The 18,700-nt window shown below is 70.9% G+C and carries 17 protein-coding genes; 6 read left to right on the forward strand and 11 right to left on the reverse strand.

Going from position 1 to position 18,700, the window contains the following annotated elements; all coding sequences use genetic code 11:
• The first annotated feature begins 40 nt into the window (after positions 1 to 40).
• Positions 41 to 1,456, forward strand: a complete 1,416-nt coding sequence (locus tag ACT3SQ_RS00995) for a LarC family nickel insertion protein (protein WP_444592024.1) — start codon at positions 41 to 43, stop codon at positions 1,454 to 1,456.
• Between the two features lie 44 nt (positions 1,457 to 1,500).
• Positions 1,501 to 1,935, forward strand: a complete 435-nt coding sequence (locus ACT3SQ_RS01000; protein WP_444592025.1) for a hypothetical protein — start codon at positions 1,501 to 1,503, stop codon at positions 1,933 to 1,935.
• A gap of 51 nt (positions 1,936 to 1,986) precedes the next feature.
• Here ACT3SQ_RS01000 and ppsA read toward each other — a convergent pair whose 3' ends face one another.
• The 8 genes from ppsA to ACT3SQ_RS01040 all read right to left on the reverse strand — a co-directional run bounded on the left by ppsA (position 1,987) and on the right by ACT3SQ_RS01040 (position 12,181).
• Positions 1,987 to 4,377: a phosphoenolpyruvate synthase gene (gene ppsA / locus ACT3SQ_RS01005; protein ID WP_444600765.1), complete on the reverse strand. Its 2,391-nt coding sequence runs from the start codon at positions 4,375 to 4,377 to the stop codon at positions 1,987 to 1,989.
• 11 nt (positions 4,378 to 4,388) lie between these two features.
• Positions 4,389 to 5,294: a pyruvate, water dikinase regulatory protein gene (locus ACT3SQ_RS01010; RefSeq protein WP_444600766.1), complete on the reverse strand. Its 906-nt coding sequence runs from the start codon at positions 5,292 to 5,294 to the stop codon at positions 4,389 to 4,391.
• Positions 5,295 to 5,474: 180 nt separating this feature from the next.
• Positions 5,475 to 6,836: a hypothetical protein gene (locus tag ACT3SQ_RS01015; RefSeq protein ID WP_442332346.1), complete on the reverse strand. Its 1,362-nt coding sequence runs from the start codon at positions 6,834 to 6,836 to the stop codon at positions 5,475 to 5,477.
• A 114-nt stretch (positions 6,837 to 6,950) separates the two neighbouring features.
• Positions 6,951 to 8,171, reverse strand: coding sequence for an MFS transporter (locus ACT3SQ_RS01020; protein WP_442332347.1), 1,221 nt, complete (start codon positions 8,169 to 8,171; stop codon positions 6,951 to 6,953).
• A gap of 26 nt (positions 8,172 to 8,197) precedes the next feature.
• The gene (locus ACT3SQ_RS01025) at positions 8,198 to 8,815 is read right to left on the reverse strand and encodes a class I SAM-dependent methyltransferase (protein ID WP_442332348.1); all 618 of its coding nucleotides are present in this window, start codon (positions 8,813 to 8,815) and stop codon (positions 8,198 to 8,200) included.
• A gap of 34 nt (positions 8,816 to 8,849) precedes the next feature.
• Positions 8,850 to 9,890 (reverse strand): hemolysin family protein, encoded by a 1,041-nt coding sequence (locus tag ACT3SQ_RS01030; protein ID WP_442332349.1) that lies wholly within the window; start codon positions 9,888 to 9,890, stop codon positions 8,850 to 8,852.
• Complete coding sequence (locus ACT3SQ_RS01035; protein ID WP_442332350.1) at positions 9,887 to 11,284, reverse strand: hemolysin family protein; 1,398 nt, start codon at positions 11,282 to 11,284, stop codon at positions 9,887 to 9,889. The genes ACT3SQ_RS01030 and ACT3SQ_RS01035 overlap by 4 nt, the downstream gene beginning before the upstream one ends.
• Before the next feature lie 183 nt (positions 11,285 to 11,467).
• On the reverse strand, positions 11,468 to 12,181 hold the full coding sequence (locus ACT3SQ_RS01040) for an alpha/beta hydrolase (RefSeq protein WP_444592027.1): 714 nt from the start codon (positions 12,179 to 12,181) through the stop codon (positions 11,468 to 11,470).
• A gap of 330 nt (positions 12,182 to 12,511) precedes the next feature.
• On the opposite strand from ACT3SQ_RS01040, the gene ACT3SQ_RS01045 reads away from it, so the two are divergent.
• Genes ACT3SQ_RS01045 through ACT3SQ_RS01055 form a run of 3 tightly spaced genes read left to right on the forward strand, consistent with a single transcriptional unit; the run spans position 12,512 to position 14,924 of the window.
• A complete protein-coding gene (locus ACT3SQ_RS01045; protein WP_441446197.1) occupies positions 12,512 to 12,991 on the forward strand; it encodes a DUF2975 domain-containing protein in 480 nt (159 codons plus the stop codon).
• A complete protein-coding gene (locus ACT3SQ_RS01050; RefSeq protein WP_441446196.1) occupies positions 12,991 to 13,224 on the forward strand; it encodes a helix-turn-helix domain-containing protein in 234 nt (77 codons plus the stop codon). The genes ACT3SQ_RS01045 and ACT3SQ_RS01050 overlap by 1 nt, the downstream gene beginning before the upstream one ends.
• A 56-nt stretch (positions 13,225 to 13,280) precedes the next feature.
• Positions 13,281 to 14,924 (forward strand): glycoside hydrolase domain-containing protein, encoded by a 1,644-nt coding sequence (locus tag ACT3SQ_RS01055; protein ID WP_441446195.1) that lies wholly within the window; start codon positions 13,281 to 13,283, stop codon positions 14,922 to 14,924.
• A 48-nt stretch (positions 14,925 to 14,972) separates the two neighbouring features.
• On the opposite strand, the gene ACT3SQ_RS01060 is transcribed toward ACT3SQ_RS01055, so the two are convergent.
• The 3 genes from ACT3SQ_RS01060 to ACT3SQ_RS01070 all read right to left on the reverse strand — a co-directional run bounded on the left by ACT3SQ_RS01060 (position 14,973) and on the right by ACT3SQ_RS01070 (position 17,401).
• Positions 14,973 to 15,275 carry a hypothetical protein gene (locus tag ACT3SQ_RS01060; RefSeq protein ID WP_441446194.1) on the reverse strand — a complete coding sequence of 101 codons (303 nt, stop codon included), beginning with the start codon at positions 15,273 to 15,275 and terminating at the stop codon, positions 14,973 to 14,975.
• Positions 15,276 to 15,295: 20 nt separating this feature from the next.
• On the reverse strand, positions 15,296 to 15,850 hold the full coding sequence (locus ACT3SQ_RS01065) for a type 1 glutamine amidotransferase domain-containing protein (protein ID WP_441446193.1): 555 nt from the start codon (positions 15,848 to 15,850) through the stop codon (positions 15,296 to 15,298).
• Positions 15,851 to 15,949: 99 nt separating this feature from the next.
• Positions 15,950 to 17,401, reverse strand: coding sequence for a protein adenylyltransferase SelO (locus tag ACT3SQ_RS01070; RefSeq protein WP_442332351.1), 1,452 nt, complete (start codon positions 17,399 to 17,401; stop codon positions 15,950 to 15,952).
• Positions 17,402 to 17,536: 135 nt separating this feature from the next.
• Here ACT3SQ_RS01070 and ACT3SQ_RS01075 point away from each other — a divergent pair, with 135 nt between their 5' ends.
• Positions 17,537 to 18,649 carry an ROK family protein gene (locus tag ACT3SQ_RS01075; protein WP_441446191.1) on the forward strand — a complete coding sequence of 371 codons (1,113 nt, stop codon included), beginning with the start codon at positions 17,537 to 17,539 and terminating at the stop codon, positions 18,647 to 18,649.
• Positions 18,650 to 18,700 lie beyond the last annotated feature (51 nt).

Consider the following 18,700-nt stretch of genomic DNA (forward strand, 5'->3'; position numbering starts at 1 on the left):
GAATCATGCCCGATGCGGAGGTCCGACTAGCATCGTGGCCATGGAGTCCTTCTCGCCGTCCTCGTCTCGTCTCGCCTACATCGACGCGACCGCCGGGATCGCCGGCGACATGCTGCTGGCCGCTCTGATCGACGCCGGCGCCGACCTCGACGGCGTGCAGCGGGTGCTGGACGCCCTGGTCCCGGACTCGGTCCGCTTCGTCCGCTCCACGGTGGACCGTGGCGGGCAGCGCGCGGTGAAGATCGATGTGGAGGTGCTGGTCGAGGATCCGCCCCACCGCACCTGGGCCTCGATCCGGGAGCTGCTGGAACGTTCCCGCGGGGACGCCTCCGTGCCCGAGCGCACGATCGACCTGGCGCTCACGGTCTTCGGCCGCCTCGCCGAGGCGGAGGGCGCGACCCACGGCGTCCCGGCCGACGAGGTCCACTTCCACGAGGTCGGGGCGCTGGACTCCCTGGCCGACGTGATCGGCGCCTGCGAGGCCTGGCGCCAGCTCGGCATCACCGAGGGTGCCGGCAGCGTGATCGCGGTGGGCTCCGGCCGGATCCGCGCAGCCCACGGTGACATCCCGGTGCCGGTCCCGGCAGTGGCCCGCCTCGCGCTCGGCTGGCCGACGGTCGCCGGCGAGCTGCTCCCGCCCCGCGGTCACGCCCCCGCGCATTCCCACGACCACGGGCACTCCCACCCGCATGATCACTCCCACGATCACCCCGTCGAGGTCCCCGACTCCGATGCGGCCCTGCCCGCCCACGCCCAGGGCGGCCCCCATGAGCACGGTGGTCGACGGGTCCCGGCAGGGGTCGCCCCCGGCATCGGCGAGCTCGCCACCCCCACCGGCGTCGCCCTGCTGCGCGGGCTCGCGAGCACCGCCGGGCCGCAGCCCTCGCTGGTCACCGAGGCCCTCGGCGTCGGCGCGGGCACCAAGGACACCCCGGGCCGCCCCAACGTGGTCCGGGTGCTGGTGGGCGCGGCCTCCGCGCGAGCCGACGCCCACGACACCCCTGCCGCCGCGCTCCAGCTCGAGGCGAATGTCGACGACCTCGACCCCCGGCTCTGGCCCGGCGTCATCGACGCACTGCTCGAGCAGGGGGCGCTGGACGCCTGGCTGACCCCGATCATCATGAAGCATGGTCGCCCGGCGGTGACGATCCACGCCCTGGTCCGCGAAGGTTCGGAGGCCGAGGCCTCCGCGCTGCTGATGGATCGCACCGGCAGCCTCGGCGTGCGCCGGCACCGGGTTCAGCGAGTGATCCGCACCCGTGAGTTCGCCGAGGTGGAGGTGCAGGGTCAGCAGATCGCGGTGAAGGTCGCGCGCGACGCCGACGGTGTCGTCAGGCGCCGCGAACCGGAGTTCCGGGATGTCGTCGCGGCCGCCCGGGTGCTCGGGATCAGCGAGCGCGCGATGCTGGATCTGGCGAAGGAATCCGCCGCAGGCCTGACGGATCCGGCTTCCTGACGGATACTGGTGGGGGACCGATGACGCTCACCAGGAGGTTCCCGATGGCTGCCCTGACCGATGCGATGACCAAGGCGATCGATATCGCCCGCGAGGCGCCGAACGGTCGCCATGCCGAGCTGCTGATCCACGACGGGCCGCTGCGCCAGACCGTGATCGCGCTGAAGGCCGGCGCCCAGCTGCCCGAGCACAACTCCCCGCCGGCCGCCTCGATCCAGGTGATGCACGGCAGCCTCCGTGTCACTGCGCAGGAACCGGTGGTGCTCCAGGCTGGCCAGCTCGAGGCGCTCACGCACTTCCGCCACTCGGTGGAGGCGCTCGAGGACACAGTGTTCCTGCTGACCACGGTCACCTCACAGCTCGACACCGACAGCCACAGCACCCGCACCGGGGAGATGCCGGCGCTCAGCAGGGAAGAGCAGGCCGCCGAGTACGCGGAGATGGATCACGAGTCAGGTGGCGGTCGCACCGACCGCTGAGGCATCTGCCCGGCTGCCCCGCCAGCCCCGTCGGCCCCGCTTGCCCGATCCTCAGGAGATCTCTCCCCCGCCCCGGGCGGCGAGCCGCAGCCAGGTGTCCACCACGGTGTCCGGGTTCAGGGACATCGAGGCGATGCCCTGCTCGAGCAGCCACTCGGCGAGATCCGGGTGGTCGCTCGGGCCCTGCCCGCAGATCCCGACGTACTTCCCCGCGGCCCGGCAGGCCTCGATCGCCCGGGCGAGCATGAACTTCACGGCCGGATCCCGCTCATCGAAGGCGTCGGCGACCAGGGCCGAGTCACGGTCCAGGCCCAGGGTCAGCTGGGTCATGTCGTTCGAGCCGATCGAGAATCCGTCGAAGTGCTCGAGGAACAGCTCCGGCGTCGCGGCGTTCGAGGGGATCTCGCACATCATGATGACCTGCAGGTCGTTCTCGCCTCGCACCAGGCCGTGGGTGGCCATCAGGTCGATGACCCCCTTGCCCTCGGCGGGCGTGCGCACGAAGGGGATCATGACCTTGACGTTGCTCAGGCCCATGTCCTCGCGCACGAAGCGCAGCGCCTCGCATTCCATCGCGAAGCAGTCTGCGAAGTCCTTCGAGAGGTAGCGGGAGGCGCCGCGGTATCCGATCATCGGGTTCTCCTCGTGCGGCTCGAAGAGCGTGCCGACCAGGAGGTTCGCGTACTCGTTGGACTTGAAGTCGCTCATCCGCACGATCACCGGCTCCGGGGCGAAGGCGGCGGCGATGGTCGCCACCCCCTCGACGACGCGCTGGACGAAGTAGTCCCGCGGGGAGTCGTAGGCGGCAATCTTGGAGCGCACCGTCGCGGCGATCTCCGGCTCGTCACGCTCGAGCCGCTCCAGCTCGAGCAGGGCGCGCGGATGGATGCCGACCTGGCGGTTGATGATGAACTCCAGGCGGGCCAGGCCCACCCCGGCATTCGGCAGGCGCGAGAATCCGAAGGCCTGCTCGGGGTTTCCCACGTTCATCATGATCTTGGTGGGCAGGCGCGGCATCGAGTCCACCTCGGAGGAAGAGACGGTGAAGTCCAGCAGCCCCTCGTAGACGAATCCGGTGTCGCCCTCGGCGGCGGAGACGGTGACCTCGTCGCCGTCCTTCAGCTCGGCGGTCGCGGAGCCGGTGCCCACCACCGCAGGGATCCCGAGCTCGCGGGCGATGATCGCCGCGTGGCAGGTGCGGCCGCCACGGTTGGTGACGATGGCGCTGGCGCGCTTCATGATCGGTTCCCAGTCGGGGTCGGTCATGTCCGCGACCAGCACCTCACCAGGCTGGAACTCGTGCATGCGGTCGATGGTGTCCAGCACCCGCACGGGGCCGGCGCCGATCTTCGCGCCGATCGCCCGTCCCTCGGCGCGGACCGGGCCGCGGGAGGCGAGGATGTACTTCTCGACGGTGTTCCCCGCCCGGGACTGCACGGTCTCGGGGCGGGCCTGCAGGATGTACAGGGAGCCGTCGGCCCCGTCGAGCCCCCACTCGATGTCCATCGGCCGCCCGTAGTGCTCCTCGATGATCAGCGCCTGCTTCGCGAGATCGGTGACCTGCTGATCGGTGAGCGAGAGCCGGCTGCGCTCGGCGACGTCCACCTCGATGAACTCGACGGTGCGGCCGACGGTGGTGTCGTTCGTGTAGACCATCTTGGTGGCCTTCTCACCGATCTGGCGCTTGAGGATCGCGGGGCGGTCCTCACGCAGGCCGGGCTTGTAGACGTAGAACTCGTCGGGGTTCACCGCGCCCTGGACCACCCCTTCTCCGAGCCCGTATGCGGAGGTGATGAAGATGGCCTGCTCGAACCCTGATTCGGTGTCGACCGTGAACATGACGCCGCTGGATCCCAGATCGGACCGGACCATCTTCTGCACCCCGGCCGAGAGCGCCACTGCGGCGTGCTCGAAGTCGTGGTGGACGCGGTAGGCGATCGCGCGGTCGTTGTACAGGGAGGCGAACACCTCGCGGATGGCGAGCAGCACGTCGTCGATGCCTCGCACGTTCAGGAAGGTCTCCTGCTGGCCCGCGAAGGAGGCATCCGGCAGGTCCTCGGCGGTGGCCGAGGAGCGCACCGCGAAGGATGCCTCCTCGCCGCTGCCCTCGGCGAGCTGCTCGTAGGCGGAGCGGATCTGCGCCTCGAGATCTGCCGGGAAGGGTTGGGCGATCACCAGCTCCCGGATCTCGCGGCCGGTCTCGGCCAGCGCGATGGTGTCGTCGGTGTCCAGGCCCTGCAGCCGCTCGTCGATGCGCTCCGCGAGCCCGGTCGCGCCGAGGAATTCGCGATACGCCTCCGACGTGGTGGCGAAGCCGTCGGGCACCTGCACCCCGAGGCGGGTCAGGTTCGAGACCATCTCGCCGAGGGAGGCGTTCTTGCCGCCCACCTGCTCGAGGTCGTTCATGCCGAGCTCGGAGAACCAACGGATGCTCTGGGTCATGGCGTGCTCCTTCATTGTGCGTGGGGGGTGGTCCCGCGACGGGCGAGCGATTGCAGGATGAGGGTCGACATCTCCTCGACGGATTTGTTCGAGGAGTCGACGAAGGGGATGCCGTGCATGTCGTAGACGCGGCGAGCTCGCGACAGCTCCCAGCGGGTCTGCTCGAGGGAGGCATAGCGGGACTCGGCGCGGCGCTCGCTGCGCACGGCGCTGAGCCGCTGCGGGGAGGTGAGCAGCCCGAAGCACCGATCGGCGATCGCGGCGATCGACTCGGGCAGCACCTCGCCGCCGAGGTCCTCGTCCACCAGCGGATAGTTCGCCACGAAGATCCCGTGCATGAGCGCGAGGTACATGCTGGTGGGGGTCTTGCCGCAGCGCGATGGCGCAATCAGCACCACGTCAGCCTTCTCGATCGCTCGCACGGACTGGCCGTCGTCATGCTCGATCGCGAATTCCACCGCCTGCATGCGGCGGTTGTAGCGGCGGGAGTCGCCCACCCCGTGCAGCCGGGCCGGGGCGTGGTCGCCGGTGACCCCGAGCCGCTCCTCGAGCTGGGCGAGGTGGCCGCTGACGAAGTCGATGACCGGTGCCTTGGTGGCCCTCAGCTCCTCGCGGACAGCCTCGTCGACCACGGTGAGGAACACCAGCGGCTGCACCGCGCCATCCATCGCCGCATCGAGATCTGCACGCACCTCGCGCGCCTCCTCGACCGTGCGCACGAAGGGCATCAGGCGCCGTTCGAAGTGCACCGAGGGGAACTGCAGCAGCAGGGCGTTGCCCATGGTCTCGGCGCTGATGCCGGTGGAGTCGGAGATGAAGAACACCGGGACGGCGGAGTCCTGGGCCGCGGAGGCTTTCTGGTCCCGGCGCCCGGCGGCAGGCGACAGCGGCGGCGGGAAGGGAAGAGCTGCATTCACAGGTCGCCCCTTGCTCTGGGCCCGGTAGCGGAGCACCGGGGACACGTCGATGTGCTGCGCTCACCGTAGCCGGGACGCCCCGGGCGGGGCGGGCTCCCCCGCGAAGGTGGCGTGACTCACCCCTGCTCTGCGCGAGCTCGCCGTAGTGCGCGCCCACTCGTGCGCGATCGCGCAGGAGCGTCAATCCGCGGGCGCCTCCAGCGCCGCGGGCCCCACGGGCCAGCGCTGGACCAGCTCATCGCGCAGCACCCGGTCCCGGGCCTCGAGCACCGCGCCGAGCACGATCCCGAGCGCCATGACCGCCAGCGCCCCGAGCACGATCCAGGGGCCCAGTGGTCCGACCGCCCGCAGCTGCGGCCCCGCACCGGCGTAGCTGTCCCAGTCCGGCAGGCCCGCCACGAGGTCCACGAACCAGAGGGCGAAGCCCAGGCCGGCGGACGCCCCGGCGACGACGTGCCCCAGCTTCAGCACCGGGAGCTGCCCGCCCGCCAGGTAGCTGCGGAGGGCAGCGAGCGGCGGCAGTCCCGCCTGCGGGTCCGCGAGCGCACGCCGCAGCGCGCCGTGCTCCTGCCAGCGCGCCACGATCTCGCAGAGCGCGACGAGCACGACGCAGAGCAGCACCACGGCCGCGGCGATGCCGACCCCGAGCACGATGAGGTCCACCATGCGCTCCGCGGCGGGCTCCAGCTCCGCACGATCTCCTGCGCGCCCTCCGGGCTCGCGCTCGGCGTCCGGGTAGGCGACGGCGAACATCAGCTGCAGCCCGAGCAGCCCGATCCCGGCCGCGGCGGCGAGGACCGACAGCAGGGCCCGGCCCACGGCGTGGGCCCGGGCTCCGGGAAGGGTGCGCGAGGCCGGCGCGAACTCCTCCTCGGTCATCTCCCGCCCGGCCGCGACGATGCGATGCGCCTGGGTCCAGTGCTCCGCGAGCGGCGCGGCGTGCCGCTGCTGGATGCCTCGCAGCCAGGTCCCGGTCAGAGGGATGCCTGCGGCGATCGCCCCGAGCACCAGAGCTCCCCCGGCGAGGATCGCCGCCCCGCTCGCGTCGGGTTCTCCCAGCACCACGAATACGACGATCAGGTAGCAGAGCCCCAGACCGCTCAGCAGCACGATCGCAAAGACCCGGTACAGCCCGCCGCCCGTCGCCTGGGCACTCCCCCACTGTTGGGGATAGGGGACGGAGGTGGCCGGGGTGCCCTCCCGCCTGCGCGCTGCGAGCGCCCGGGCGGTCAAAGGGCCGTCCAGAGCATCGAGCAGCCCCCACAGGAGCAGCCCGGCCGCCCCGAGGATCATCACCCCGCCGGCGGAGGCCCGACCGACCAGGTCGATGGTGGTCCCCGCAGCGGTCTCGGGCAGCAGCTCCTCACTGATCAGCCCGCCGAGGATCGCGATGCCGAGCAGGCAGAGCAGACCGATCAGTCCCTGCGGCACCGCTGCGGCCGCATGCCGGGCGAGAGCAGGCAATGGCCCGAGCGGCAGCACCCGCCACCGGGAGTCGGCGAGGGAGGAGGATTCGCCGTGCGACGATGTGCGGCTGTTCATGTCGTCATCCTGCCGGAGCGGTCAGCCGTGCGTCAGGATTCCCACCAGGAAGTTCTCGGAGGGGACGCGGCTCCCAGATCCCGAAGCGCCGCTCCAGCCTCGGCTCGGGCGGCGTCAGCCCTCGAGCGTCCCCGCGCTCTGCCGGGGCTGCGGCGCCTCCGCTGCACGCACCCGCGGGGCCGACGCCGGGCTGAGGGCCACGGCCACCAGCACCACCGCGAGCGGCACCACCAGGGCGCCGCGCAGTCCGACCTCCTCGCCGAGCAGGCCGAGGGTGGGCGGGCCCACCAGGAAGGCGAGGTAGCCGATCGTCGAGGCCAGGGCCACGCGGCCGGCGGGGTTCGGGCCGGAGTCCCCGGCGGCGGAGAGGGCGAGCGGGAAGCCGAGCGAGGCGCCGAGGCCCCACAGCACCACGGCGGCGACGGCGACCGGCTGACTGTCCACGAAGGAGATCAGCGCGAGGCCCACCGCGGCGAACAGGGCGCTGACCATGAGCACCCGGGCGCGTCCCGCCCGGGCCACGATCGGCCCGCCGCAGAAGCGGCCGATGGTCATGGCGGCGGCGAAGAGCGCGAACACGATCGAGCCCATCGTGGGCCCGAAGCCGTGCCCGTCGACCATGATCAGCGGCAGCCAGTCGTTGGCGGTGCCCTCGGCGAGCGCCATCGCGAGCACGATCCCGCCGATGAGCAGCAGGCGGGTGTCCTTCCACAGCGCCGGGCGCGGGGCCGCGGCCTGCTCGACGCGCTCCTGCGCGGTGACCAGCCCGACCCCGGAGGGGACCGCGCGCAGTGCCCACGTCAGGAGTCCCGCGCCCGCCACGGCGGTCAGCACCAGGTGGGCGACCACCGAGAACGCCGCCGCATTGGCGAGGATGCCCAGGCTCGCCCCGATCACGGTGCCGAGGCTGAAGCATCCGTGCAGCGCGGGCAGGAAGGGCCGGCCGCCGAGCCTCTCGACGTCGGCGCCCTCGATGTTCATGGCGACCTCGCCGCCGCCCATCCCCGCCCCGAACAGGGCCAGGCCCAGAGCCGTCGCCAGCGGCATGCCGCTCGCGGCGCCGAGGGCGATGGTGGGCATCGCCACCACGACCAGCACGGCGCCGGCAGCGACCACCGGACGGGTCCCCAGCCGCATCACCAGCGGGCCGGAGGAGAGGATCCCGACCATCGACCCGACGGAGAGCCCGAACAGCACCAGACCCATCTGGGCGGTCGAGGCGTCCAGCAGATCGCGCACGGCGGGGGTGCGGGTGACCCAGGCGGACATGCTCAGGCCGGGCAGCAGGAACAGCGCGTAGAGCGCCCACCGGCGGCGGCGCAGCGAGATGGGCACGAAGGCTCCTCGAGAAGGATCAGGGGTCAGGCGGAGGTCAGCACGCCCACCAGGAAGCCGGGTGCCGCGGGGCGGAGGTCCCAGGTGGAGAAGCGCTGCACGAGGCGCAGCCCTCCGGAGGCGGCATCGGCCTCGAAGTCACCGAGATCGTCTCCGCGATCGAGTCCGAAGCCCACGACCAGCCGCCCCTCGGGAGCGAGATGCTCGGCGAGGCGGGCCAGGGCAGGCCTGCGCTCCTGGCCCGCGAGGAAGCTGAGCACGTTGCCGGCGCAGAGCTGCAGATCGAAGAGCAGCCGTTCGCCGTCCGTCGAGCGCAGGTCGAGGGCCGCGAGGTTCCCTGCTTCCCAGCGCACCCCGGGGTGATCCTCCCGGGCCACCTCGATCAGCTGGGGATCGAGGTCCACGCCCACCACCTGGTGGCCGGCCCGGGCGAGGTGCCCGCCGAGCCTGCCGGTGCCGCAGCCGGCGTCGAGGATGCGGGCGCCCCGCGGGGCCATGGCGTCGACCAGTCGCGCCTCGCCGTAGATGTCCTTACCGGACGCCTCGATCCGCCGCCACCGCTCGGCATAGCCCCGTGCGTGATCGGGGTTCTGCCGCACGGCGGCGGTCCAGAGGTTCTCCGGCGGGCCGGGGATGTTCGTCATCCCCCTATCGTGCCCCGTCGGCCGAGGGGGCGGTTCAGGCGGCGATGCGCGAGTCGTCGCGGATCTGGCCCACCAGCTCCTCGAGCATGTCCTCGAGGGTGACGATGCCGATCACGGTACCGGCCTCATCGGTGGCGGCGCCCAGGTGGGCCCCCGAATCCTGCATCGCGGTGAGCGCCTGTCGCAACGGCTCGTCGGACCTGATCACGGGCAGGGTGCGGATGCGCTCGGCGGGGATCGGGTGCTCGCGCTGCTCCTGCACGGAGTCCAGCAGGTCCTTGATGTGGACGTAGCCGATCAGCATGCCGTCGGCCGCCTTCACCGGGAACCGGGAGTACCCCTCGACGGCGGCGGCCTCGGCCTCCGCCGCGGTGACCCCCTGGGGCAGGCTCGAGACCTGGTCCAGCGGGATCACCAGGTTGGCGACGCTGCGGGCCTCGAAGCGGAGCGCTCCCAGCAGGAGCGCCTCGTCGTTGTGCTCGAGCAGACCGCCCTCACGGGATTCACTGACCATCGCCGCCACCTCGTTGCGGGTGAAGACGCTGGTCACCTCAGCCTTCGGTGTTACTCCAAGCATGCGCAGCACGAGGTTGCCGCAGGAGTTCAGCAGCCACAGCACGGGCTTGATCAGGGTGACGATGCCCATCAGCATCGGCGCCAGGATCAGCGCCATCCGCTCGGGCCCGGCCAGGGCGATGTTCTTGGGCACCATCTCGCCGAAGACGACGTGGAGGTAGGTGATCAGCGACAGCGCGATCACGAAGGAGATCGGGTGCACCAGCGCGCTCGGCACGCCGATGGCCTCGAAGGGCACCTCGAGCAGATGGGCGATCGCCGGTTCGCTGATCGCGCCGAGCGCGAGGGAGCACACGGTGATGCCCATCTGCGCGCCGGCCATCATCAGCGAGACCTGCTCCATCGCGGAGATGGTGACCTTCGCGGCCCACTTCCCCTCGAGTGCCTTGGGTTCGATGATCGAGCGGCGAGCGGAGATCAGCGCGAACTCGGCCCCCACGAAGAAGGCGTTGAAGATCAGCAGGAACAGGGTCAGGGCGAGTCCGGTCGTGGTGCTCATCGGCGCTCCTCCTTCTCGTGCTTCTGGTGCTTCTCGTCGTCCCGCTCGCCGTCGTCCTCAGTCGCGGCGGGCTCGACCTTGACGTGCACGGTCTCGATGCGGCGGCCATCCACCTCGGTGACCTCGATCCGCAGCCGGGCAGGGTCCTCTCCAGGGGCGGGGTCGGTGTCCACGAGGACCTCGTCCCCCACCTCTGCGAGCCGGCCCAGCTCCATCGTGATCAGTCCGCCGAGGGTGTCGTAGTCCTCGTGCTCGGGCACGGTGACCCCGAGCCTGTCGGTGGCCTCGTCGGGCCGCATGCGCGCGTCGAGGTCCCAGGAGCCGTCGGCCTCCGGGGTGTCGTCCATCTCCTCGTCATGCTCATCGCGGACCTCGCCGACGATCTCCTCGACCAGGTCCTCGAGGGTGATCAGCCCGGCATGGTCGCCGAACTCGTCGACCACGACCGCCATCTGCAGACCACCGGCACGCAGGGTGTCCATCAGGTCGTCCAGCGGAACCGTGTCCGGGACGAAGGTCGCGGTGCCCATCACGGAGTCGACCCTGGTGCCGGGCCGCTCGTCGAAGGGGATGGCGAGGCCGTGCCGGATATGGGCGACGCCGATGACCTCGTTCTCGTCGTCGAGCACCGGGAAGCGCGAGTGGCCGGTGAGACGGGCCAGCTCGAGCAGGTCCGCGACTGAATGGTCTGCCTCCAGGGAGTCCATCCGGCCGCGCGGGACCATCGCGTCGTGGGCGCGACGGTCACCGAAGGCGAGGGTGCGCTGGACCAGGGAGGCGGTCTCCTCGGCAAGGGCGCCTTCGTCGGCCGAGCGTTTGACCAGCACGGAGAGCTCATCAGCGCTGCGAGCAGAGCTGAGTTCCTCCTGCGGCTCGACGCCGAGTGCACGCACCACGGCGTTGGCGTTGCCGTTGAAGAGACGGATCGGGAGGCGGAAGATCGTCGTGAACAGCCGCTGGAAGCCGACCACATAGCGCGCGGTGCGCAGCGGTTCCGCGATCGCGAGGTTCTTGGGCACCAGCTCGCCGAAGATCATGGTGACGCCGGTGGCGAGCACCAGCGCGATGATCACGGAGATGGACCGCGCAGCGACCGCTCCCAGACCCGCATCTACCAGCAGGGGACCGATCAGGGCGGCGATAGCGGGTTCGGCGAGGAAGCCGATGCCGAGGTTGGTGACGGTGATCCCGAGCTGTGCTCCCGAGAGCTGCGTGGAGAGAGTCTTCATCCCCTGCAGGACACCGCTGGCGCGCTTGTCGCCGGAGGCGGCGGCCGCTTCCACTTCATTGCGGTTCGCGGTGATCAGGGAGAACTCGGCGGCGACGAATCCGCCGCAGGCGGCGATCAGCATGAGGCCGACCGCCAAGGATATGAGGGGACCGATCAGGTCCATGGACGGATCCCCCCGGATGATGCATCTGTACTCAGGCCCGAAGGCCTGGGACTGTCACTCGGGGCGTCGCTGGCGGCGCTCATGATCTCCTGGTGCTCCTCATGCCCCGCTCCGGCTCTCGAAGGGGGATGACGGAATGCTACAACCCGATTCCTGAGAGTGGGGGCAGGTGTGCGGGGCCACTCAGCGCTCGGTCCGATGCTCGTCCCGATGCTCGTCGGCCCGCCGCTGCAGGAATGCGGCGATCGCCCGCAGCTCGATCTCGTCCACGGCGTGCGCGAGGTACGGCCGACGCTCCTCCTCGAGGCGGGTGTGTGCGCTCATGAACGTCCGGACCTGCTCCTCCCGCTCGGCGTCGAAGTGCGGATCCATACCGCCGTGGCCCCACAGCGCGGGCGGCGCGGCCTCGGCGAGCGCGGCATCGCCGGGCATCGCGGCGGGGAACGGGAAACCGGAGAGGTTCACCACGAAGCCCAGCGCCTTCGCATCGCGACGCAGCAACTGCAGCGCGAGCGCTCCGCCCTGGGAGAAGCCGATCGCGCCGACGACGGGTGCGCTCTGCGCGGCGATCCACGCCTCGACCGCTGCGGCGGAGGTCTGCAGCGACTCCGGGCGCTCCGGATCCACCGGCATCTCGAACCAGGCGTAGCCCTGCACATAGGAGTAGATGCCCCGCAGGGAGACGTAGGTGAAGTGCGGCGGGAGGTAGGGCACCAGTCCCGCGAGGTCGCCCTCGTGGCTGCCCAGGCCGTGGAGCAGCAGCACGATCGGCGACTCGACGAGGCTGTCGGCGCCGGTGTCGGTGTCGGCGCCAGCGCCGGTCGAGCGCAGCGCGGCATCCTCGTCGATCCGGGTCGCGATCAGTTCGATCGGCGCGTACTGGGGTGCATTCGTCATGACAGCAGGCTAATGGGCACGGCGGCGGGCCAGCGGAGAGGACGGCAGGCCAGCGGGCAGGGGAAGACCCCCAGGTCGCGCGGTGCGCTGGTCGGATGGACGAGATCCGACCCCTGGGGGTCCCGGCAGCTCGGTGGTATTCGCTGCGCGTCCGGATGAACGGTCGCCTCAGCGGCGAGCCACCTCACAGGTCCTAGAAGAAATCACTTCTCGGATCACCTCCTCTCGAGTGTCCGACCACCGTAGGACGTCCCGCCGGCGACCGCAATGGATTAATCGCAGACGCTGACATCGATTGACTTTCGATAGATACGCGGTGATACTCGATGCATGTTCTCTCGTCTGAGCGTTGATCTGCTGCGCATACTGCTGGGCATCGCACTGCTGCTCACCGCGATCCTGCAGCTTGTGGTCCTCCCCTGGCTCTCCGGCGTGCTCGCCGCCGAGCTGCCGGCCGAAGCGTTCATGCGCTGGCCGATCCTGCTGCTGTCGATCGCCGGCCTGGCGTGCGTCGAGGTAGCGCTCGTGTGCACGCTGCGCCTGCTCGGCATCACCCGTCGCGGTGAGGTCTTCGCCGCCGGCTCCCTGCGCTGGGTGGACGGAATCATCGGGGCCTTCCTCGCCGCGAGCGCGGTGTGCGTGGGAACGCTCGGCTACCAGTCCTTCACCGTCGGCGGTCCCCCCGCCTGGATGCTGCTGCTGGTGCTGGGGGCGATCGCCGGGGTCGGGATGGCACTGCTGATGGGCGTGATGCGCACGCTGCTGGTCCACGCCACGATGCTGCGCGAGGAGATGGAGGCGGTGATCTGATGCCGATCGTGGTGCGGATCGATGTCGAGCTCGCCCGGCGCAAGCTCTCCGTGGGCGAATTCGCGGAGCGCGTCGGGATCTCGCCGGCGAATGTCGCGGTGCTGAAGAACGGCCGCGCCAAGGCGGTGCGCTTCAGCACCCTGGAAGCGATGTGCGAGGTGCTCCAATGCCAGCCGGGAGACCTGTTGGAATGGGTTTCTGAGAAGGACGACGACAGACCTTCCGACGGGTGAGGTCGGCATGTGAGGATGGTGGGCGGCCGCATCCCCGCGCTCGATGAGGAGTACCCGTGCAGTCCGTCCTGACCGATTCCCTGGAGAAGGTGCTCGGCGAGACCGCGCCGCGCCCCGCCGAGCTGATCGGCGGCGCCCACGCCTCCGGCTTCCTCGGGGAGGTGCTGTCCGTGCAGGTGGCGCTCCGGCTCGAGGAGGACTCCCTCGGCACAGTCCGGGTCCGGCTCGCCGGCCCGCTCGCCGACCGTGCCCAGGTGCACGCTGTGCGACGCGTCCCCGTCTCCTCCCCTGCTCCGGAGAACGCCGACGAGCACTACCTGGTCACCGCCCCGGGCGAGTACCCGGACCTGCTCGAGCCGCTCCGCGATGACTCCGTCCACGTGACCCCCGGCCGCTGGGAGTCGCTGTGGATCGACGTCCTCGCCACGGAGGAGGCCGACGCCGGCGACCACGCCCTCACGATCACCCTCTGCGGGGAGACAGGGGAGCAGGTCCTCGCCGAGCACACCGCGCAGTTGCGCCTCCACCCTTACCGCCTGCCCCTGCTGTCGATCACCAACACCCACTGGTTCCACGCCGACAGCCTCTCCACCTACTACGACGTCGAGGTGTTCTCCGAGCGCCACTGGGAGCTGATCGAGGCCTTCCTCGCCTCCGCGCGGGCGATGGACGTGAACTCGGTGCTCACCCCCACCTGGACCCCACCGCTGGACACCGCCGAGGGCCACACCCGGCCGTTCGTGCAGCTGATCGGGATCCGTGAACTGGACGGCTCCTATGCGTTCGACTTCTCCCGGCTGGACCGCTGGCTGGGGATCTGCCGGGAGCTGGGCTTCACCGGCATCGAGATCGCGCACCTGTTCACGCAGTGGGGTGCCCAGCACACCCCCGCGATCCAGGTGGAGACGGCCTCAGGCCTCGAGCATCGCTTCGGCTGGCATGTCTCGGCCACTTCCCCTGACTACCGTCGGCTGCTGGAGGCGATGATCCCTGCCCTGCGCGCCCATCTCGAGGAGCACTGGGACGGGCAGGTCCTGTGGCACATCTCTGATGAGCCGCACCAGAATCAGCTGGGGTCCTACCGGGCGGCGAAGGGCCAGGTCGCAGATCTGCTTGAGGGCGCCCAGGTGGTCGACGCGCTCAGCTCCCTGGTCTTCGCCGAACAGGGCGTCGTGGACACTCCGATCGTGGCCACGAACCACGCGGGCCCGTTCCTCGAGGCAGGCAGGCGCCCCTGGGTGTACTACTGCGTCTCCCAGGGCCGGGACGTCGCCAACCGGTTCATCTCGCTGCCGTCGGTGCGCAACCGGGTGCTGGGCCGGCAGCTCTTCGCCTTCGACGCCCCCGGCTTCCTGCACTGGGGGTACAACTTCTGGTGGACGCAGTTCTCGCTGCGCCCGATCGACCCCTTCGAGGACACCTGTGCCGGCGGACCCTTCTTCGGCGGCGATGCCTTCGCGGTCTACCCCGGGCCCGACGGCAGCCCCTGGCTCTCCCTCCGGCACCGCGTTTTTGCGCAGGCCATGGCCGATCATCGGGCGCTGACCTGGCTCGCAGAGCTCACCGACCGGCCCAGCGCGAAGGCCCTGATCGACGAGGGCGGCACCCTCACCTACTCGTCGTTCTCCTATGACGTCGGTGAGCACCTGCGGGCGCGGCATGCGGTCGACGAGAGGATCCTCGCGGCGCTGGCCGCCTGAGCCTCGACCCACTGAGCCTCGACCCGCTGAGCTTCGACGGCCGGAGCCTCAGAGCTCGGGCAGCTCCTGCTCAGCGGTCTCGGCCTCCATGCGGTCCTCATCCCGGTTGCCCTGTTCAGCGGCGGTCGAGTCATCGCCTCCGCGGTCGCGGTCGGCGTCGAAGCCGTAGCCGTCGGCGTTGCGGGACTCCGGCCCCTCGGCGAGGACCCGGTCGGTCTCCAGTGCGTCGTCGATGCTCACCTCACCGGGCCCCTCGTCGGCTCCGCGCGCATATTCGTCCTCGCTGGTCGCGGCGATCTGGTCGAGCTCCGGATCCTCGGCGGGATTCTGCGGATTCTGCGGCTGTGTCATGGCTTCCTCCTGGAGGCGGGTCAGCTGAGGGAGTTGATGATCGCCGCGTTGAAGGCGGCGAGGTCATCGGGGGTGCGTGAGGTGATGAGGCGGGAGCCGGCGGAGTCGTCGATCACCACCTCCTCATCGGTCCACTTCCCGCCCGCGTTGGTGAGGTCGGTGCGGATGGTGGGGACGGAGGTGAGCTCGCGACCGTCGGCCAGGCCTGTCTCGACGAGCAGCCACGGCGCGTGGCAGATCGCTGCGATCGGCTTGCCGTCGGCGGCGAAGGAGCGCACCAGGAACTGTGCGGTCTCGTCGGCGCGCAGCGAGTCGGCGTTCAGGGTGCCGCCGGGCAGCACCAGGGCGTCGAAATCGGCGGCCTTCACGGAGTCGTGGGTCGCGTCGACCGGAACCTCGGGGCCGGGCTCGCGATCGCGCTCCAGGGTCGTGACCACGCCGGTCTCCGGAGCGGCGACGGTGACGGTCGCACCCGCCTCGCGAAGCGTCGCGAGCGGCTTTGTGATCTCGTCGGTCTCCGTACCGAAATTGCTGGTCAACAGCAGGATCTTGCGTCCTTCGAGGGTGCTGTTCATGGCGTCTCCTCACGTCGGGGGGGTCGGTGAGGCGACCGTATCACCGGCCCTCCCGGCGGCCCCGACCGATCGGACGCGCGGGAACCGGGGCGGGCGGGTTCAGGTCCCGCAGAACGTCAGGAAGTGCTCTCCGCCGTCACCGGCCTCCTCGAGATGCGCGTGCTCCGCCCGTCGCTCGAACGGGCGGCCGACCGCGTCCAGCATCGTCCGCACCGGCTGAACATCCCCGAGGTGCGCGGCGCGCAGGGCGGCGTCGAGGTGCACGTTCCGAGGGACGATCGCGGGATTCACGTGGGCCATGTTCCTGCGGGCGGTCTCGGCCGGCGGTCCGTCGCCCCGCAGGCCGCGCAGGCGCGCATCCCAGCGCTCGAACGGCGCCGGATCCTTGAACAGGGCTGCTGCGGAGCCCTCGCCGAGCGCCCGGAAGAACCCCGTGTGGTCCACCTCCTGCTCCTCGAGCAGGTCGAACAGCGCTGCACCGAGCTCCTCCACCTCCGCGGTTCCCACTCCAGCCTGCTCGGTCTGCTCGCCCCGCGGAATCCCGAGCTTCGCCGCGAGTCCGCGCCCATGGGCCTCCAGGTACCACCCCTCATACCGCTCGAGCACCGCGGTGGCCTGTTCGATCGCCTGGTTCGGATCCGCGTCGAGCAGCGGCACCAGGGTCTCGGCGAAACGGGAGAGGTTCCACAGCGCGATCCCAGGCTGGTTCCCGTAGGCGTAGCGGCCGCCGCGGTCGATCGAGCTGAACACGGCGCCGCGGCGGTGGACATCGAGCACGGCGCAGGGCCCGTAGTCGATGCCCTCGCCGGAGAGCGCCATGTTGTCGGTGTTCATCACTCCGTGCACGAAGCCGGCCAGCATCCACTGCGCCACCAGCTCCGCCTGCGATCGAACGACCGCCTCGAGCAGTCCGAGCGGCCCGTCGGCCTGGGGATGGTGCCGCTGGATCGTGTATTCCACGAGGCGTTCCCGCGCCTCGGGATCCAGGTGCCAGGTGGCGTACTCGAAGGTCCCCACGCGCAGATGGCTGGCGGCGACCCGCACCAGCAGCGCGCCCGGCTCCGGCGTCACCCCTTGTCGCGGCGCGATCTGCTCCCCGGTGCTGAGGACTGCGAGCGCCCGGGTGGTGGGGATCCCGAGGGCGTGGAGCCATTCACCGATGACGGCCTCGCGGAGCATCGGGCCCAGCGGCGCCTTCCCATCGCCGCCACGTGCGAAGGGTGTGCGTCCGGCGCCTTTGAGATGCAGGTCGCGGCGGTGGCCCCCGGTGTCCACGAGGTCGCCAAGCAGCACCGCCCGGCCATCTCCCAGCTGGGGATTCGGGCTGCCGAACTGGTGCCCGGCATAGGCCTGCGCCGTGGTGCCGTCGATCTGCCCGGTGAGCAGCGAGAGGCCCTCCTCCCCGCGCAGCCAGGCCGGGGAGTATCCGAGCTCGCGCGCCAGCTCCTCGTTCAACCACACCAGCTCGGGGTGAGGGGGCGCCTCTGCGCGCCAGGGGACCGAGAGCTCGGGGACCGCGGCGGCATAGGACTGCTCCAGGGGGATCTCCATCCCTCGATCCTCCCACCCGCTCGACCACCGCCGGAGGTTGACGCCCGCTCCCCGGAGCCGTCACACTGGGAGCACATTGTGCAACCGGGTTACCAAACCGTCCCCGGACAAGCGATCACGAGGGCGGACCGTTCGATGACCACAGCCTCAGCAGTGCGCCGATCCAATGCCCGCGACTGCCTGCTCGTCCTGCGGGAGGCGGGCCGCGCGCTCACCGTCGCCGAGATCGCCGCCGCCACCGGGCTCTCCCGCCCCACCGTCGATGCCGTGCTGCAGGACCTCGGGGCCGCCGGTGCCGCCATCCCCGCCCCGGTCGCCGCCTCGGGCGCGGCGGGGCGCCCAGCTCGTCACTTCTCCTTCGAACCTTCGGTCTCGACCATCGCGGCCCTGGACATCGGCGCTCGCACGGTGCGCTGCCTGGTCGCCGACGCCGCCGGTCAGGTCCTCACTCGCGCCGTCGTCCCTCTGAACGACCCCGATCCGTTCGACGCACTCGAACGAGCGGTTCGCGAGACCGGGCACATGCCCGGTGCCCTCGGCATCGCCGCCCCGGGCATCCTCGGCCCCGACGGTCGGATCACCCAGAGCCTCGCCGCGCCCGACCTCGTGGGCCTGGATCTCTCCGGAGAGCTCGGGCGGCGTCTCGGCTGCCCGGTGGCGGTGGAGAACGACATCAAGCTCGCGGCATTCGCCGAACATCACCTCGGCGCGGAGACGGACAGCATGCTGTTCGTGCAGCTCGGCAACCGGATCTCGGTCGCGGCGATCCTCGAGGGGCGGATCCTGCAGGGCGCACACCGACTCGCCGGTGAGCTCGGCAGCCAGCGGGGAATGCGCTGGACAGAGAGCTCGCAGCGTGGGCGCCTGCGATGGTCCACCGGCGACGAGGCCGAACCCCTGCTGGACCGGGCCGCCCATGGTGACGCCGCCGCACAGCGTGAGATCCAGGAGTTCTGCACCCAGATCGCGCCACGCCTCGCCACCGTGCTGCTGACGCTCGACCCCGCACGGGTGGTCATCGGAGGCGGCCTCTCCCGCGCCGGCGACACCCTGCTCGACCCGCTGCGACGCGCGCTGGACGAGCTGCTGATGACCGGGCAGCCCACCGAAGTGGTCGCCGCGCGGCTGACCACCGACGGCGCCCTGGTGGGCGCCCTCGGCCTCGCCTTCTCCCATGGCTCCGCTCAGATCTTCGGGATCCCCGACGTTCCCGCGCCCTGGCCCCGCCTGCTGGACGCCCGCGCCTGACCCGCCTCGCCCCGACTCGACCTGACTCGACCTGACTCGACCAGAGCCCGA

The organism is Brachybacterium sp. AOP42-C2-15 (assembly GCF_052377065.1).
In the GTDB taxonomy this organism is placed as follows: domain Bacteria; phylum Actinomycetota; class Actinomycetes; order Actinomycetales; family Dermabacteraceae; genus Brachybacterium.

Coding starts and splice junctions, on each gene's coding strand:
- ACT3SQ_RS01045 (WP_441446197.1), top strand. CDS start 12,512: ATGTTCTCTCGTCTGAGCGTTGATCTGCTGCGCATACTGCTGGGCATC.
- ACT3SQ_RS00995 (WP_444592024.1), top strand. CDS start 41: ATGGAGTCCTTCTCGCCGTCCTCGTCTCGTCTCGCCTACATCGACGCG.
- ACT3SQ_RS01030 (WP_442332349.1), bottom strand. CDS start 9,890: ATGAGCACCACGACCGGACTCGCCCTGACCCTGTTCCTGCTGATCTTC.
- ACT3SQ_RS01070 (WP_442332351.1), bottom strand. CDS start 17,401: ATGGAGATCCCCCTGGAGCAGTCCTATGCCGCCGCGGTCCCCGAGCTC.
- ACT3SQ_RS01050 (WP_441446196.1), top strand. CDS start 12,991: ATGCCGATCGTGGTGCGGATCGATGTCGAGCTCGCCCGGCGCAAGCTC.
- ACT3SQ_RS01015 (WP_442332346.1), bottom strand. CDS start 6,836: ATGAACAGCCGCACATCGTCGCACGGCGAATCCTCCTCCCTCGCCGAC.
- ACT3SQ_RS01040 (WP_444592027.1), bottom strand. CDS start 12,181: ATGACGAATGCACCCCAGTACGCGCCGATCGAACTGATCGCGACCCGG.
- ACT3SQ_RS01000 (WP_444592025.1), top strand. CDS start 1,501: ATGGCTGCCCTGACCGATGCGATGACCAAGGCGATCGATATCGCCCGC.
- ACT3SQ_RS01065 (WP_441446193.1), bottom strand. CDS start 15,850: ATGAACAGCACCCTCGAAGGACGCAAGATCCTGCTGTTGACCAGCAAT.
- ACT3SQ_RS01035 (WP_442332350.1), bottom strand. CDS start 11,284: ATGGACCTGATCGGTCCCCTCATATCCTTGGCGGTCGGCCTCATGCTG.
- ACT3SQ_RS01025 (WP_442332348.1), bottom strand. CDS start 8,815: ATGACGAACATCCCCGGCCCGCCGGAGAACCTCTGGACCGCCGCCGTG.
- ACT3SQ_RS01060 (WP_441446194.1), bottom strand. CDS start 15,275: ATGACACAGCCGCAGAATCCGCAGAATCCCGCCGAGGATCCGGAGCTC.
- ACT3SQ_RS01075 (WP_441446191.1), top strand. CDS start 17,537: ATGACCACAGCCTCAGCAGTGCGCCGATCCAATGCCCGCGACTGCCTG.
- ppsA (WP_444600765.1), bottom strand. CDS start 4,377: ATGACCCAGAGCATCCGTTGGTTCTCCGAGCTCGGCATGAACGACCTC.